The organism is Thiomicrospira sp. (assembly GCF_014859555.1).
Lineage (GTDB): Bacteria > Pseudomonadota > Gammaproteobacteria > Thiomicrospirales > Thiomicrospiraceae > Thiomicrospira.
This window is the reverse complement of sequence record NZ_JACUTY010000019.1, coordinates 16,553-32,256: the sequence shown is the minus strand read 5'-3', so window position 1 is coordinate 32,256 and position 15,704 is coordinate 16,553. Positions and strand designations below refer to the sequence as shown.

Below are 15,704 nucleotides of genomic sequence, written 5' to 3'. Positions count from 1 at the left end.
ATAAGTGACCTTTAAGTCCCGCAGAATCAACCAGGGGTTAATCGAGGTGCCCAAACCATATTATTGGTGAGTCTCAGCTTAAAGTAAAGCATTGTTAAAAATCCGCTTGATAAAGCGTTTGAATAACGCATTTAAAAACCCTTCTTTTTGCCTAACAACCATAGAAATAAAATGCGATGACGTTTATTATGCTGTTATGTTCGATAACTAATAGAGACTGACAGCATGCCTAACCGCGACTATCACGACCATCGGTTAAATTACCAAATGGGTGAATTAAGTGATGATTTTTTAAAATACAATCCTTATGAACTGTTTCAGCAATGGATGGATGAAGCCTTTGAAAACAAGGTCGCCGAACCCACTGCCATGACATTAGCCACCGTGGATGCAACCCAGCAGCCGCATGCACGTATTGTGCTGCTTAAGGCGTTTGATCGCGATGGTTTTGTGTTTTACACCCATTATGAAAGTGCGAAGGGGCGTGAATTAATTACCTCTAAACGTGCGGCTCTCAATTTTTTTTGGCCTCAACTTGAACGTCAAATTCGCATAGAAGGCTTGGTGGAAAAAATTAAACCTGAAGATTCTGAACGTTACTTTCACAGTCGACCGATCGACAGTCAGTTAAGTGCTTTCATTTCTCGTCAAAGTCAGACGGTTGAAAATCGCCAAGTGCTAGAACAGCGTTTGGAAAAAGCCAAAACTGATTTCGCCGGAAAAACAGTACCTCGACCAGAGACCTGGGGCGGTTATCGTTTACTCGCCAAGCGGTTTGAATTCTGGCAAGGTCGCCCTAACCGTTTACATGATCGTTTACAGTTCTCAATCCACCCTACCGATCCGCAGGCATGGTCTTCCGTGAGGCTATCACCATAAGTTTCATGCCCGACATTCAACTTGAACCCAGCTGGTTGACGCCCTTACAGGCGGAGTTTGACAAAGCCTATATGCACAAACTTCGCGCGTTTTTGTCAGCCGAAAAACAAGCCGGCAAACCTATTTTACCTAAATCATCTGAATGGTTTAACGCGCTCAATAGCACACCATTTGAGCTGGTAAAAGTGGTTATCCTCGGACAAGACCCCTACCCCACGCCCGGCCATGCGCATGGGTTAAGTTTCTCAGTATTGCCGGATGTTAAGCCTTTACCGAAATCCCTGCTTAATATTAATAAAGAATTGCTCGCCGACCTAAAAGTCGATAATTCCCGTTGTGGGTATTTATTGCCCTGGGCAAAACAAGGCGTATTGCTGCTTAACGCGGTATTGACGGTTGAGGCCAATCAATCCAACTCTCACCAAAAACACGGCTGGGAACAATTTACCGACGCCATTATTCACCAACTTAACCAGCATAGATCGAATCTCGTGTTTATTTTATGGGGCGCTTATGCTCAAAAAAAAGGCGCGTTTATCGATCGTGATCGTCACTTGGTGATTCAAAGCCCTCACCCGTCACCCCTATCAGCACATCGCGGTTTTTTTGGTAGCCGACCTTTCTCCCAAACCAATGCCTATCTAACCCAACACAAAATTACGCCCATTAACTGGTCACTCGACAAACCCTAACCACTTCTTTGATCAACCATATTTGGATTAGACAAAATGCTTTGCTCTTTACATACTGGTTTCGATAAGAGTATGATTGCCTCAGTATTTTTTGAGAAAAACTATTATGAAAAAACCCGCTCAAGCTCCTTACTGGAGCCGTCTTAAAATCGCGAGTTTAATTCGTTTATTACTGATTTTAATGGTATTCGCCGGCATCTTTTTCACCAGCGTATTTCTATACCTCAAGAACCAGCTACAGCAAGTGGTTGAACAACAATTAATTGATCAACCAGGCCTGGTGATTGATCCAACACTTCAACATTTACTGTTTAGCCTCGATTTTTTTATTTTGGCCGTACTGATTACAATGTCACTGTTTTTAGCTTTAATGGTCGCCACCTTAATTGGCAAAATCGCACGACCATTAGCCGCGATGCAAAAAGGCATCGAGGAAATTACCCGCACCAATGACTTCTCAAAAACCTTACCGGTCAGTTACCAAGATGAAATGGGTGCGGTGATTAGCGCTTTTAACGGTTTAACCCAAAACCTAAAATCGGTATTTGATCAAACTAATGCTAGCCTATCCAAAGTAGCCAAAGGCGATTATACCCAACGACTCAGTGCCAATGTGGGGGGTGACTTATTGGTGTTTAAAAATTACGTGAATGATGCAATTTCAAGCTTAGAACGCACCATGCAATCCCTTCAATCCATCGCCTCCGCCTTATCCCAAGGAGCCTTTGATCAACGCATGGATCAGTCGGTTGAAGGTCAATTGCGTTTAGAAGTAGATGATGCGATGCAAAGCCTAGACGAAGTGGTTCAGCAAATTAACCAAGTTATGTCAGGAGTCTCTAAATGTCACTTAAGTGCTCGCATCGAGATAGAGGGCAAGGGTCAGCTAGCCCAGTTAATCAATCATACCAACCAAGCCATGAATACACTTGAGCAAGGCTTATCGGGCATTTTTGTGGCGATTGATGCGTTAGCGGATGGTGATCTTTCCCACCAAATCCAGGGCCAATTTAGCGGTGAAATGGAACGCTTAAAAACCCATTTAAACTCGGCCATGACACAGCTTAGCCATGCAATGACCGGTGTTAAAAACAGCACGCAAGCCATGGAAAAGAATGTTTTTGAAATTGTTTCGAGCAACCAATCGCTTGAGGAACGTACACGTCAACAAACTTTATCGGCTGAACATAGTGCACGTTCACTAGAGCAAATTACGATTTGTATTCAGCAGGTGGCCGATCACGCACGCCAGGCTAACCAACTTACGCTACATGCCCGTGAACAAACCGAGCAGGGTCGCAATGTCATGCAAGAATCCGTCGATAGCATGCACTCTATTCAAGACTCCAGTAAAAAAATTAACGATATTGTTAGCTTGATTGATAGCATTGCTTTCCAGACTAATTTATTAGCGTTAAACGCGTCAGTGGAAGCCGCACGAGCAGGTGAACAAGGCCGAGGTTTTGCAGTAGTGGCCAGCGAAGTACGCCAATTAGCGCAACGTTCAGCCGAAGCCTCCACCAATATTCGTCACCTAATTGAACAAGTGGTGCAACAGGTTAATCAAGGCGCCAATAAACTTGAAAATACACAGCAAGCTTTTGAAGCGATTTTTCAAAGCATGCAAAGTGTGAATGATATTGTGAGTGAAATTGCCGTGAGTTCAGGCGAACAGGCCGAAGCGATTAGCCAAGTCAATCAATCCGTTAACCAACTGGATGAAGCGATTCAACAAAACAACAAACTGGTACAAAACAACACTTTGCTAGCGAACGATCTGCAAAACCTAGAGCGTAACTTACGTACTGAATCGGAACGTTTTAAAACCAGCGTACAACTGAGCTTAACACACAGGTCTTAGGTCTTAGCTGATTTTGTGGCGAAATCTTTATAGCCATAACCCGCTTATTTGCGAGTAAACCCTGCATTAATCACGACATTAACCCGGCGGTTTTGGCCTTTACCTTCTAAGGTTTCATTACTCGCGACCGGACGATGTTCACCAAACCCGGCCACCGAAAAGTAATCATTACGCAGGCCTGAATTCTGATGTAATAGTTGCATCACATTTTGCGCACGCATGGTACTCAAAAACCAGTTATTACGTAAAATTGAACCACTAGGAATCGGGTCATTATCGGTATGGCCTTCCACCACCACCTCAACACGCCAAGCCATACCATCGCGGTCCGCTTCTTCAATAATACGTCGCCCCAGCTCGGTTTTATGCGCATTAAATAAGGCAATCCCTGACAGCATACCGGACACCTGCGACAATTCCGCCGCCAGGCCTGGTGATACTTCAAACCCGCCCCGCTCAAAGGCTTCAGGGTGAGAGATCGATAAAAAGATACCCTGTGTATTACGATTCACATTAATGTAATGCAAATTATTGTTTTGCACGCCTTCTAACAGCGTTTGGTAACTTTGATCCAACTGATCATCGGCCCAATTTTGAATACGTGAAATCTCAGTATGATTAAGCGCCAACATCATAATAAAAAACGTGATCAATAACGTCACCACATCCGCAAAGGATAACAGCCAGCTACTTCGGGCTTTAAGAGAGGCCGCGCTCACAACTCCGACTCCAGTAAGGGAATCGGATCAACCATTTGCGGCACCAGGTACAACTCAATTCGGCGGTTTTCAGCATCGTTTGGGTTGTCAGTAATTGGGTGGAAACTGCCGTAACCCGCCATCGAATAAACCTTTGGTTCCAAATCAACCCGAGCCTGTAAATACTGCATTAACTCAAAAGCACGGTGTGTACTCAATTCTATATTATCTCGATAACGTGCGCCGGAGGCTAAAGGAATCGCGTCGGTATGACCTTCCACGCTCATAGTAAAGGTCATCTCAAACCCTGCCTGTTCGATCATTTTGACCCAGCGCTCATAACGCTGATTGATCTCATCCAGCTTTAGTTCATCCAAGACTCGAGAAAGTTCATTTAAATAGGGAAAATAACGTGGATTTAGATCTGCCCTAGCCGGGGCAAACAATGGTGCGGTGGCAAACAGTTCAGAATCAATCGTAATACGAATGCCTTTTGCATAGGTATTTTCGACCAGCATCCAAGCTAAACTATCGCGATGTTTAATGTCGCGCACTTCGTTATGCAACCCCGTCATAATTTTTTGGTAAGCCCGTTTCGGTGGAATCGTTTCCATTTCTGAAATGGTCATAATTAACACAAAAAACGTGAGCAAAGCTGTGAACACATCGGCAAACGTCATCATCCAAACGCGATTGCGTTTAAAAGAACTGATCTGAAGCTGTTCATGTGTAATCATTGCAGAATTAGGTTTTACCGACATGTCAGCCTCCTAAATAGCTCATGACTAACGATGGTTTTCAAGCCGTTCTTTGGTTTTTTCATTTACAAAACTGAGCATACTCTCCATCACTAACATGGGAGACTGACCTAATTTCAGACCGACTACCCCACGAATAATTACTTCATTTTTTAGGGTTTCAGCTTCAGACAAAACCTTTAATTTACCCGCCACAGGAATATAAATGAGGTTCGCAAACAACACGCCATAAAAGGTGGTGACTAGAGCCAAGCCCATGCCGGCTAACAAGCCAGCCAACATGTCTTCAGAGCCACCTTCGTATACATCACCACCTACACCGCCAACATGGGAGGTCATCATTATAATCAACCCCATCACCGTCCCCATCATGCCGAATGCTGGAGAATATGAAGCCATGTTATTAAACAGCTCTTGGCACTGCATATGGCGAAGTTGTGTATTGTACTGACGGTTATTCACACTGGCGAGCAGTTGACTTTGATCTTGATAAACCATCATCTCAGTTAAGGAAAATCTTAAAAATTCATCTTCTACATTATCAATTTCTCGTTCAAGACTTAATAATCCCTGCTTATGTGAAATATGGCTCAAACGTTCAACTTCATGAATAATACGATCGACCCGACTCGGCTCAGATACCACAATCTTTGCAAAACCTCGAAACACGCAACCTAACATATTCAAAGGATAATTGACCAGCACCGCCGCAAAGGTTCCACCCAAAACAACCAATAAACCTTGCCAGTTAAAGAACGAACCGATAATTTGACCGCTGTCCTTATCCACCATACTTAACAGCACAATGATTAAGCCAAATAACAAACCCAGAATGGTGGCGGATCTACTCATGATGTAACCTTATTTTTCTGTTAAATGGGTGTTTGATGTGATCGATACCAATTTAGCGCGGCTTGATTAATTTCTTCTACGCTCATATTGGTTGTATCTAAAGGTGGGCTAATATACATATCAATAACCCCCGGTTTTCTGATTAAGCTATTTTTAGGCCAAAACTGGCCCGCATTGTGGGCAACTAGATAAACTGGTACCTTAGTTTCCTTAGCCAGCATCGCCGCACCCTTGTTAATTTTACCGGTAGTGCCGCTTGGTACACGAGTGCCTTCAGGAAAAATCACTACCCAATCGCGCCGTTCAAGCAGCTGAGAGCGTCCTTGCTCAATCAATTGTTTTAATGCTTGACGTCCGGCTTTTCGATCAATCGCAATCGGTTTTAACATCGCCATGGTCCAACCAAAAATCGGAATCTGCAGAATTTCTTTTTTTAACACATAATTTTGACGCGGGAACACGCGCTGAATCGCAATGGTCTCCCAAGCGGATTCGTGGTGCGACATAATAATGCTGGGCTGGCTGGTATCAATATGTTCTTTTCCGTGTACACGATAAGTCAGACCACAGGTCACTTTTAACCACCAAAGTGTGAGTCCTGTCCAGTTTTGCAAAAACGCATAACGCACCCTTACTGGTGTTACCCATAAAAGCTGGGCTATCAGGCCAAAAAATAAAATTAAAACCGCACGTCCAACTTCAAAAGATAGTGAACGAAATAACAATAGAAACTTCAAGCTAGCCACTCCTTAACGAATTCGTATAAGTTCGCATAAACAGGGACGTTTTGCAAACATTTATCGCCCGAGGCTAAGCTACGCTCGCCTTTGCCGGTACGAACTAAAAACGGTTGTAATCCCAGCATTTGGGCTGCCTTAATATCAGCTAAGCTGTCACCCACCATTGGCATGCCTTTCAAGTCACAATCATAGCGCAGTTCAATCGCCCGTAACATTCCATCTAAGGGTTTGCGACACACCGAACCGCAATCATTTAAATAAGGCGAATAACTTAACCAATCTACTCGACCGCCTTGCTTACGTAACAAGTGTTGCATTTTGATATGCATTTGACTGAGTGTGCTTCGATCATAGTAACCACGTTTAATTCCGGATTGATTGGTCGCCACCGCCACCGTCCAACCTGCTTTATATAAGCGTGTAATGGCTTCTAAACTTCCCTCTATCGGTTGCCATTCGTCAGCGGATTTAATGAAATTATCGGAATCTTCATTGATCACACCATCTCGATCCAGCACAATAATTTTTGTCATGAGCGTTTTTGTAACTCCCATTATGTCGGTTTCTGGCTTATAAAAAAACCACCAGGCCTGGTGGTTTGTTATTAACTTGATCTAATTCATGCCTTCATTACAGACGTGAAATATCCGCGACCGCCAAGAATAGTTGGTGAATCTGGTTCAGCATAGCTAAACGATTACGTTTTAAGGCTTCATCGTCCGCCATCACCATCACTTGATCAAAAAACTGATCAACCGGTTCACGAATCTGCGCTAAGGTAGTTAAAGCCTGGGTGTAGTCACGTGCCGCAATTTGCGAACTGACTTGTTCACGTAAGGCTTCTATCGCTTGCCAAAGCTGAGTTTCAGCGGGTTGTTCGAATAAGTTCGAATCCACATCCAACGGCCATTCGCCATCCATTTTACGCAGAATATTTTGAATACGTTTATTGGCTGCGCTTAAACTCTCGGCGGCTGGCAAAGCCGCAAACGCACGCACGGCTTCAATTCGTTTTGAAAAGTCGATCGGATGCGCTGGACGACATACTCGCACCGCTTCAAACGCTTCGGCACTGATGCCTTGGTCAGCGTAATAGGCTTTTAGGCGACTGATAATAAAGTCATAAATCGCATTCACTAATTTAGGCGATGACTCGACTTTTGGATGCAGCTTTACACTGGCTTCGATTAAATACTGCAAATCTAAATCCAGTTCTTTTTCAATCATAATTCGAATTAAACCCAACGCCGCACGACGCAAAGCAAACGGGTCTTTATCACCGGTCGGTAATTCACCAATGCCATAAATACCGGTAATGGTGTCCAATTTATCGGCAATAGCAAGGGTTTGAGCCAACGCGGTTTCTGGCAAGTCGTCGCCCCCAAAACGCGGTTGGTATTGCTGATCTAAACTGTCGGCGACATCTGCGTGCTCATTTTGAGCTAACGCGTAATAACGCCCCATCACACCTTGCAGCTCTGGAAATTCGCCGACCATTAAAGTCATTAAATCGCATTTTGATAAACGCGCGGCGCGCTCAGCCAGCTCGCTTGGCACACCTAATGGGCGTGCAATTTTGACCGCCAAACTTTCTAAACGCTCAATCTTGTCGTATAACGTGCCCAGTTTTTGCTGGAACACCACGGTTTTTAAACTCGGTAATAAATCATCCAATGGCTGTTTTCGATCTTGATTCCAGAAAAACTTTGCATCCGACAAACGCGGTCTAATCACACGTTCGTTACCCGAGATAACGGACTGTGGGTTGATGCTTTCAATGTTGCACACCGTAATAAACTTGGCCTGTAACTTGCCTTGTTTATCCAATAAATGGAAAAACTTTTGATGACCTTTCATCGCCGAAATCAAACATTCCGGCGGCACACTTAAGAAATCTTCATCAAACGAACCGACCACGGCGGTTGGCCATTCGTTTAACGCCGTTACTTCCTCCAGCAAATCTTCATCAATCACCGCTTCGCCACCAGCTTGGCTGGCGATGCCCAACACTTGCTGACGAATCACCGTTTGACGTTCGGCAAAATCAGCCAGTACATAACCTTGTTTTTTGAGCACGATGGCATAGTCTGCGGGTGTATCAACTACAATTTCTTCTGGTGCATGGAAACGATGACCACGAGTGACGTTTGAAGCCACTTTGCCTAAAATATTGGCGGGCACAACTTGATCACCTAATATCATTAATACCCAATGCACGGGACGTACAAATTCAACATCTGACGTTCCCCAGCGCATGCGCTTAGGAATCGGCAGTTTCGCTAACGAAGCTTCTACCAGGCCTGGTAGTAGATCGCGCGTTGCTTGACCTTTAACCGCCTGTTCATACACCATCCACGTGCCTTTATCGGTTTCAATTTCCATTAAATCCGCTACGCCTACATCACAAGAACGCGCAAAACCTTGCAAAGCTTTTGTTGGGTTACCATCTGCGTCAAAAGCCGCCTTTTTGGCTGGCCCTTTACGTTCAACTACTTTATCGGCTTGCGCTAAATCCAGTGCTTGAACCCAAACAGCTAAACGACGTGGGGCGGCGTAAACTTTGACCGTTTCGAATTTTAAATCCGCCTGATTAAGACCGTCTGTTAAACCTTGCGCAAACGCTTGTGATAATTTTTTAAGCGCTTTAGGTGGCAACTCTTCTGTGCCGATTTCTACTAAAAAATCTTCGCGTACCGAACTCATACTGATGCCTCCTGCGAGTGTTTCACTAATGGGAAGCCTAAGGCTTCACGCCCAGCGTAATAGGCTTCGGCTACCGCTCGCGCCATTGTGCGCACACGCCCAATAAAACGTGCACGTTCTGTCACACTGATCGCATGACGTGCATCTAATAAATTAAAGGTGTGAGACGCTTTTAAAACCTGCTCATAAGCCGGCAAAGGCAATTTAGCCTCAATCAACTGTTTAAAGGCTTGCTCACATTCATCAAACTGACGGAATAAGACGTCGGTATTGGCATACTCAAAGTTATAGGTCGACATCTCAACTTCATTTTGATGGAACACATCACCATAAGTGACTTTGCCACCAGGGCCATCCACCCAAACCAAATCGTAAACACTGTTCACACCCTGCAAATACATGGCAATACGTTCAAGGCCATAAGTGATCTCACCAGTAACCGGGCGGCACTCTAAGCCGCCAACCTGTTGGAAATAAGTGAACTGCGTAACCTCCATGCCATTTAACCAGACTTCCCAGCCCAGACCCCAGGCCCCTAAAGTAGGTGATTCCCAGTTGTCTTCAACAAAACGAATGTCATGTTCTAACGGATTCAAGCCCAGCATTTTTAATGAGTCTAAATACAACTCTTGGATGTTTTCTGGCGAAGGTTTCAGCATCACCTGAAACTGATAGTAATGCTGCAAACGGTTCGGGTTCTCGCCATAACGACCATCGGTTGGGCGACGACTTGGCTGTACATAAGCGGCACGCCATGGCTCTGGACCAATTGAACGTAAGAAAGTGGCCGGGTGAAAAGTACCGGCACCCATCTCATTATCATAGGGTTGCATCACGACACAGCCCTGGTCAGCCCAAAAGGATTGCAAACTTTGAATTAAGCCCTGAAAAGTATGGATATCCGCGATGCGGTTATTAGCGTTTGACACAAAAGAACCCCTAGACAATAATCTACGCAATTACCTGACCTAAGCTTGAGCACTGAACTTGCGCGCTCGGGTGTAATTGCCGTATATTTCTAACAAAAAAATTAGCCTGATTATACCCTAAAGGAAACGAGATGAATACGCATCAACTCGACGCAAAAGGCTTAAAGTGCCCGATGCCAGTCATCAAACTTCAACAACTAGTACGCCAACTTCCGGCGGGCGATCAAATTGAAATCGCCTGTACCGACCCAGCCGCTGAAAAAGATATTCAAAGCTGGTGCAAAGTAAACCGTCATCAGTTCTTGAGCGCTCAAGCAGAGCCAGATCACCAACTCATTTATATTCAAATTGGCGACCCTAAAAACTAATTTGTGCGTTTTTATGAAAAAAACTTAACTTTTTTGACTTTCAACTTCACTCGTGCAACTTGTGTGAGCTATAATCAATTCACAAACACCATAATATGATTTTTCTACTTGATTAGAAAAACACGTAAGGAGCAGACATCGCTATGCAACATGAAGAAACAAACCTATTTTGCCGGGCTTTACAATGGATTAGCCTGGCATTTTTGATCACGTTACCTGTTAATCTAGCCCACGCTCAAACCGAATTTGAAAGACAAACACTTGAACTACCAACCCAAGCTCAGCAGCCCAGCTACCCCACTAACCTGGTCACCCAGGACACGCCTCTAAACAAAATCGAATTTATTGTTCGCCGCAATCAAACATTAAGCCACGCTCTAGATAATGTGATCGATAGTGCTCAAACCGTCTTTCAAATCAGTCAATCCGCTAATTCTGAGTTGTTCACCAATTTACGCGTCGGTGACAAACTCATCATCTGGACCGACGATGATAACCGACTCCAAAAAATGAATATGGACCGCAGTCGTGTACTGAGTTTTCACCTAGAAAGACAAGACAATCAGTTTCACATTTATGAAAATCATAAAACCGTCGATACCAAAATTAAAATGGCCTCGGCCAACATCAACGATTCTTTTTACCTAGCCGGTGAAAGTGCGGGTCTAAGCCCACGCACCATTATGAACCTAGCCGACCTTTTTGCTTGGGAAGTGGATTTTGTACGCGAGCTTCGCAGCGGGGATGAATTCAAAATTATCTATGAAAAACGTTATTTAAACGATGAATATTTAGGCGATGGTAATATTTTAGCCGCTGAACTCACCGTCGGTGGCCAACGTAAGGTGCGCGCTTTCCGCCTTGAAGTCGATAATCAACTGATTGGTTATTATGACGAAAACGGCCAAAACCTTCGCAAAGCCTTTATGCGCAACCCGATAAACTACACACGTATTAGCTCCCGCTTTCAACGTGGCCGTCACCACCCAGTATTACAGCAAACACGTGACCACAGAGGTGTGGATTATGCCGCACCGACCGGTACGCCTATTTATGCCGCAGGCGACGGAATCATCAGCTACAAAGGTTGGAATGGCGGCTATGGCAAACAAGTTACTATCAAACATGCCGGACGTTATGAAACCGTTTATGCGCATTTGTCTCGTTATGGTAAAGCCAACCGTGGCCAAAACGTCAAACAGGGTGACATCATCGGTTATGTTGGCATGACAGGCCTAGCCACTGGCCCACACCTGCATTACGAGTTCCGCATCAATGGCGTTCACCGTGATCCTTTAAAAGTGAAATTCCCAGATGCCGAACCGGTATTAGCAACGCACCGCCGTCAATTCGATCAATATGCATCAATCATGCACAGCCAATTGACGCGCTTTGATCCTGAACTGACTCAACTGGCGTTAAACTTTGAATAAGTCGCTTTTTATTGGACTCATGTCCGGCACTAGTGCGGATGGTATTGATGCCGCTCTGGTGCGTTTAGTCAATGGCCATAGAATTGAACTCATCGACTTTCTGACCTACCCCTCTGAATTAAAACCCCAACTCAGTCAACTTAACCTGGAAACACAAATTAGCCTAGCCGAACTGGCTGATCTACAGGTTAAAATCGCACATGAATTCAGCCAAGCGGTGTTAGCACTAATTAAACAAAATGGTTATGAAACCAGCCATATTCATGCGATTGGTAGTCATGGTCAAACCATTTTCCACGCCCCTGAACTAGGTATGAGCTTACAAATTGGCCATCCCGCTATCATTGCAAAACAAACCAACATCACCACTGTCGCGGATTTTCGGGTCGACGATATGGCGTTAGGCGGGCAGGGCGCCCCTTTAGCGCCAAGTTTTCATCAAGCCCTATTCCAGGACCTCAAAAAACCAGCCTGCGTCATTAACATTGGTGGGATCGCAAACCTTAGTTACCTTAATGCCGAAGGCGAAGCCAGTGGATTTGACACAGGGCCGGGTAACGCGTTAATGGACGAAGTGTGTCAGCAGCTTTTTAAGCTGGACTACGACTCAAATGGCGATCTGGCGGCGCAAGGTCAAATTAATCAAACCTTATTAAGCGCACTTTTAAGCGATCCGTATTTTCAGCAACCCACCCCAAAAAGCACTGGGCGGGATAAGTTCAACCAGGCCTGGTTATTAAAATTCGCCCCGCTAGATATAGATCCGATTGACTTACTAGCGACACTGAATCAACTCAGCGTTGAAACCATTGCCGCCGAATTGGTTAAACTCGACTTACCCGATCAAACAACTTGTTTAATTTGCGGTGGTGGCGCTTACAACCAAACTTTGTTAAAGGGATTACAGGCTAAACTCCCTAACTTAAGCATCCAGTCTACTGAACAAGCAGGCGTTAACCCCAATGCCATCGAAGCGATGATGTGTGCTTGGCTGGCCAAACAACGTTTAGATCATGTTGAAATTGACTTAACCCGCATCACTGGTGCATCCAGACCTGCTGTACTGGGCGGACTCTGGCACCCCTAGCCATTATAAACAAGGCAAGCGCCAGCCTAGCTGGCTCACCACCTCAAGCGAATCTAGCTTTAACGTAAATTAATATATTTTTATAAAAAAAACAGGCTCAAAAAGAGCCTGAAGAAACCCTGCCGAAACAGGGATACGAGGATACCAATTAGGAAACCCGACTGAAGGTGTCGGACACGCTATTCGGGATAAATAGCGTGTTAAGTACGACTACATAATGTCAAACGTTTTAGTAAAGCCAACCACCATCATGGTATTGGCCTTGTCACTGCCATCTTTACTGTAACCAGAGCCTTCTTTGCTTGAGTTAATTAAGGCAATACTTACGTCGGTTCCCGGAGCCACTTCCGCGCCGTAACCTAGCTCAATCCACGAGTGATCCGTATCTTCACCCATAAAATCTGAACCCATGCCATACAAAGCATACATACCGTTATACTCAGCAGAAAGCGTCATCACACTGTAATCAATATCACCGCCATCTGCAGCGGCATCTTTATTCTGGCCTATGTCATAAGTGAAGGTAAATGGACCATAACCCGCCCACAAATTTACTTCATCATAAGGTGTATCAAACTCTTCTTGGGTATAGCGATACAAGGTAAACCCTGCACCCAAAGTTACACCTGACAATTCGGTTTCATAACCACCATAAATGTCATATTCTAATTCATTTGCACCCGTAGCTTTATCATCGACATCCGACGCCCATAAGCCTAAGTAAGCACCCGATTCATGTTCATAGTCTAATCCAGCTTGCGCCGCCGCACCCGCTGACTGAGGTGCGCCACGGAAAATATACTGGGAAACCAAACCTACATTACCTGTAACACCCGCTTGCACCGTTGCTGGAGCCAAAACGGCCAAAGAAGAACCTGCCATCGCCATTGAAAGAACCAGTGTTTTTAATTTAGCTATCTGTTTCATTTGTGTTTTCCTTTTTTGTTGTGAAAGATTCAAATCTCACAAACTTAAAAGCTCATAAAATGCCAAAAATAGAAAACACTAATATAAAACAACAGCTTAATTAAATAATTATAAAATACATAACTACAAAACAAACCATTTTGCACTGATTTGGTTCAACATTGCACCTTTATACTATCAAAATAACCCGACTCCGACTCTAAAAACACTCGCAAGCGTGAATCCAGTGCATGAAACTGCTTTATATAGGCTTTACCTAATGGTGTAATCAAGGTGCCGCCGCCAGATTTACCGCCTTTTTCACTCAACACCAACGGCTCAACCGTCAATTTATTCATGTCCTCTACCAACTTCCAGGCTTTTTTATACGACATACCCATCTCTTTAGCCGCGCGGTTAATCGAGCCAAACCGGTCAATATTTTCCAATAAAGTAATCCGCCCAATGCCTAAATAACCTTCACCCTTTTCGGTAACGATCCAAAATCGTGCCCGAATACGTTTTGAATAAGCATCGCCAGGTAACTTTTGCACATTACGTTTTTGCATAAATCGACCTCCTAATCTCCAAGGTGACAAATTCCGAATTAATTGCGATAATCACCGAATAAATTTAATCTATCTTTTGGGTAGCTGGATTAACCCATTTATCTAACCAAAACCAACTTCGTGCATTGGCTTCGCGAATTTTTTATTTTTTTTAACGGGCACATTATGTCAAAAAAAACCTGTCGCTATACTGACGACATTCAAACAGCCAAACAAACCACCACTCAGGTTTTACAAAGGTTAAATGAACTCAATGTACCGTCTACTCCGGTTCATTTTACGTTACTTTATGAAATGGTTAGTCAAACCGATCCAGAGTTTGCCGAAGAGCTGGCTAACCTGATCCGCCAACATGATTATACCGATGAGTCGGTGCGGCCTTTATTTCGTGAACTTCTCAAGCGCATTATCAATCAACACCTGCCAACCGATGAAGTTAGCCAACTAATTAATGAGGTGCTTGGCCACCTTGAAAGCTGGTCAACAGAATCCGCAAAGCATCAGCAAGGTTTAACCGACAATATCGCCTGCCTAGAAGCCAGCCAATCGTATGACGAAATCATGCATTGCTTAAATCAAAACATTTTGCCACCGATTCGAAAAATTTCCGAAAACACATTAAGCCTGCAACAACAAATGATCGACTCCACCCAAATCATAAAAAAACTCAAACGCGAACTTGAACACGTCACAACCCTGGCGAAAACCGATTCTTTAACCGGCATCCCAAATCGACGTGGATTTGACGAACTCTGTGAAGAGCACATCAAATTAGCACAAAAAGAAGGCTCAACCTTATGCATGGTCTTGCTAGACCTGGATCACTTTAAAAAGATTAATGACACTTATGGCCATTTGGTTGGTGACAGCGTGTTGCGCTATATCGCGCGTACTTTACATGCCGAAACTAAAGGTCAAGATGCGATTGCTCGACTTGGCGGTGAAGAGTTTGTCATATTACTGTCCGACATTAGTTATCAAAATGCCCATAATGTAAGCGAAAAAATTCGCAAACGTATTGCAACCAAAGTGTTAATCGTAAAAGGACATAATATGCCACTCCAGTTCACCAGTTCATTTGGTGTTGCACTCTACCGAGCAGGAGAAAGCGCTGATCAATTGTTTGAACGAGCCGACCGTGCGCTTTATCTGGCAAAACAAAACGGACGTAACCAGACTTGCGGCGAACATCAACTCTAAATTCAGTCACTTCAATAAAGACCTTCCAT

At 44.2% G+C, this 15,704-nt stretch carries 16 protein-coding genes; 7 read left to right on the top strand and 9 right to left on the bottom strand.

Annotated elements, in window-relative coordinates; genetic code table 11:
* The first annotated feature begins 225 nt into the window (after positions 1 to 225).
* The 3 genes from pdxH (at position 226) to IBX48_RS05030 (ending at position 3,432) form a co-directional block, all read left to right on the top strand.
* Positions 226 to 879 (top strand): pyridoxamine 5'-phosphate oxidase, encoded by a 654-nt coding sequence (gene pdxH / locus IBX48_RS05040; RefSeq protein WP_296831443.1) that lies wholly within the window; start codon positions 226 to 228, stop codon positions 877 to 879.
* Positions 880 to 884: 5 nt separating this feature from the next.
* Positions 885 to 1,571 (top strand): uracil-DNA glycosylase, encoded by a 687-nt coding sequence (gene ung / locus IBX48_RS05035; RefSeq protein WP_296831442.1) that lies wholly within the window; start codon positions 885 to 887, stop codon positions 1,569 to 1,571.
* 106 nt (positions 1,572 to 1,677) lie between these two features.
* Positions 1,678 to 3,432, top strand: coding sequence for a methyl-accepting chemotaxis protein (locus IBX48_RS05030; protein ID WP_296831439.1), 1,755 nt, complete (start codon positions 1,678 to 1,680; stop codon positions 3,430 to 3,432).
* 44 nt (positions 3,433 to 3,476) lie between these two features.
* On the opposite strand, the gene IBX48_RS05025 is transcribed toward IBX48_RS05030, so the two are convergent.
* The 7 genes from IBX48_RS05025 to glyQ form a co-directional block, all read right to left on the bottom strand.
* Complete coding sequence (locus IBX48_RS05025; RefSeq protein WP_296831437.1) at positions 3,477 to 4,151, bottom strand: OmpA family protein; 675 nt, start codon at positions 4,149 to 4,151, stop codon at positions 3,477 to 3,479.
* Entirely contained in the window at positions 4,148 to 4,891 is a 744-nt protein-coding gene (locus IBX48_RS05020) for a flagellar motor protein MotB (protein WP_296831435.1), read from the bottom strand. The genes IBX48_RS05025 and IBX48_RS05020 overlap by 4 nt, the downstream gene beginning before the upstream one ends.
* A gap of 24 nt (positions 4,892 to 4,915) precedes the next feature.
* Positions 4,916 to 5,740: a MotA/TolQ/ExbB proton channel family protein gene (locus tag IBX48_RS05015; protein WP_296831433.1), complete on the bottom strand. Its 825-nt coding sequence runs from the start codon at positions 5,738 to 5,740 to the stop codon at positions 4,916 to 4,918.
* Between the two features lie 20 nt (positions 5,741 to 5,760).
* Positions 5,761 to 6,477, bottom strand: a complete 717-nt coding sequence (locus IBX48_RS05010; RefSeq protein WP_296831431.1) for a lysophospholipid acyltransferase family protein — start codon at positions 6,475 to 6,477, stop codon at positions 5,761 to 5,763.
* Positions 6,474 to 7,013 (bottom strand): D-glycero-beta-D-manno-heptose 1,7-bisphosphate 7-phosphatase, encoded by a 540-nt coding sequence (gmhB, locus tag IBX48_RS05005; RefSeq protein WP_296831428.1) that lies wholly within the window; start codon positions 7,011 to 7,013, stop codon positions 6,474 to 6,476. The genes IBX48_RS05010 and gmhB overlap by 4 nt, the downstream gene beginning before the upstream one ends.
* A 97-nt stretch (positions 7,014 to 7,110) precedes the next feature.
* A complete protein-coding gene (gene glyS, locus IBX48_RS05000) occupies positions 7,111 to 9,183 on the bottom strand; it encodes a glycine--tRNA ligase subunit beta (protein WP_296831426.1) in 2,073 nt (690 codons plus the stop codon).
* Positions 9,180 to 10,112 carry a glycine--tRNA ligase subunit alpha gene (gene glyQ, locus IBX48_RS04995; RefSeq protein ID WP_296831424.1) on the bottom strand — a complete coding sequence of 311 codons (933 nt, stop codon included), beginning with the start codon at positions 10,110 to 10,112 and terminating at the stop codon, positions 9,180 to 9,182. The genes glyS and glyQ overlap by 4 nt, the downstream gene beginning before the upstream one ends.
* A gap of 131 nt (positions 10,113 to 10,243) precedes the next feature.
* Here glyQ and IBX48_RS04990 point away from each other — a divergent pair, with 131 nt between their 5' ends.
* The 3 genes from IBX48_RS04990 to IBX48_RS04980 all read left to right on the top strand — a co-directional run bounded on the left by IBX48_RS04990 (position 10,244) and on the right by IBX48_RS04980 (position 13,000).
* The gene (locus tag IBX48_RS04990; RefSeq protein ID WP_296831422.1) at positions 10,244 to 10,480 is read left to right on the top strand and encodes a sulfurtransferase TusA family protein; all 237 of its coding nucleotides are present in this window, start codon (positions 10,244 to 10,246) and stop codon (positions 10,478 to 10,480) included.
* A gap of 143 nt (positions 10,481 to 10,623) precedes the next feature.
* Positions 10,624 to 11,913: a peptidoglycan DD-metalloendopeptidase family protein gene (locus IBX48_RS04985; protein WP_296831420.1), complete on the top strand. Its 1,290-nt coding sequence runs from the start codon at positions 10,624 to 10,626 to the stop codon at positions 11,911 to 11,913.
* A complete protein-coding gene (locus tag IBX48_RS04980; protein WP_296831418.1) occupies positions 11,906 to 13,000 on the top strand; it encodes an anhydro-N-acetylmuramic acid kinase in 1,095 nt (364 codons plus the stop codon). Before IBX48_RS04985 ends, IBX48_RS04980 begins: the two co-directional genes overlap by 8 nt.
* A 210-nt stretch (positions 13,001 to 13,210) precedes the next feature.
* On the opposite strand, the gene IBX48_RS04975 is transcribed toward IBX48_RS04980, so the two are convergent.
* Both IBX48_RS04975 and IBX48_RS04970 read right to left on the bottom strand, forming a co-directional pair.
* Entirely contained in the window at positions 13,211 to 13,927 is a 717-nt protein-coding gene (locus IBX48_RS04975) for a TorF family putative porin (RefSeq protein ID WP_296831416.1), read from the bottom strand.
* Positions 13,928 to 14,082: 155 nt separating this feature from the next.
* The gene (locus tag IBX48_RS04970; RefSeq protein ID WP_296831414.1) at positions 14,083 to 14,475 is read right to left on the bottom strand and encodes a LysR family transcriptional regulator; all 393 of its coding nucleotides are present in this window, start codon (positions 14,473 to 14,475) and stop codon (positions 14,083 to 14,085) included.
* A gap of 165 nt (positions 14,476 to 14,640) precedes the next feature.
* On the opposite strand from IBX48_RS04970, the gene IBX48_RS04965 reads away from it, so the two are divergent.
* Positions 14,641 to 15,675: a GGDEF domain-containing protein gene (locus IBX48_RS04965; protein WP_296831412.1), complete on the top strand. Its 1,035-nt coding sequence runs from the start codon at positions 14,641 to 14,643 to the stop codon at positions 15,673 to 15,675.
* Positions 15,676 to 15,704: the final 29 nt, after the last annotated feature.

What these genes read in the sequence shown, in the direction of transcription:
- glyS (WP_296831426.1), bottom strand. Translation starts at nt 9,183, where the DNA reads ATGAGTTCGGTACGCGAAGATTTTTTAGTAGAAATCGGCACAGAAGAG.
- IBX48_RS04965 (WP_296831412.1), top strand. Translation starts at nt 14,641, where the DNA reads ATGTCAAAAAAAACCTGTCGCTATACTGACGACATTCAAACAGCCAAA.
- IBX48_RS04985 (WP_296831420.1), top strand. Translation starts at nt 10,624, where the DNA reads ATGCAACATGAAGAAACAAACCTATTTTGCCGGGCTTTACAATGGATT.
- IBX48_RS05030 (WP_296831439.1), top strand. Translation starts at nt 1,678, where the DNA reads ATGAAAAAACCCGCTCAAGCTCCTTACTGGAGCCGTCTTAAAATCGCG.
- pdxH (WP_296831443.1), top strand. Translation starts at nt 226, where the DNA reads ATGCCTAACCGCGACTATCACGACCATCGGTTAAATTACCAAATGGGT.
- IBX48_RS04970 (WP_296831414.1), bottom strand. Translation starts at nt 14,475, where the DNA reads ATGCAAAAACGTAATGTGCAAAAGTTACCTGGCGATGCTTATTCAAAA.
- ung (WP_296831442.1), top strand. Translation starts at nt 885, where the DNA reads ATGCCCGACATTCAACTTGAACCCAGCTGGTTGACGCCCTTACAGGCG.
- IBX48_RS05015 (WP_296831433.1), bottom strand. Translation starts at nt 5,740, where the DNA reads ATGAGTAGATCCGCCACCATTCTGGGTTTGTTATTTGGCTTAATCATT.
- IBX48_RS05020 (WP_296831435.1), bottom strand. Translation starts at nt 4,891, where the DNA reads ATGTCGGTAAAACCTAATTCTGCAATGATTACACATGAACAGCTTCAG.
- IBX48_RS04990 (WP_296831422.1), top strand. Translation starts at nt 10,244, where the DNA reads ATGAATACGCATCAACTCGACGCAAAAGGCTTAAAGTGCCCGATGCCA.
- IBX48_RS04975 (WP_296831416.1), bottom strand. Translation starts at nt 13,927, where the DNA reads ATGAAACAGATAGCTAAATTAAAAACACTGGTTCTTTCAATGGCGATG.
- gmhB (WP_296831428.1), bottom strand. Translation starts at nt 7,013, where the DNA reads ATGACAAAAATTATTGTGCTGGATCGAGATGGTGTGATCAATGAAGAT.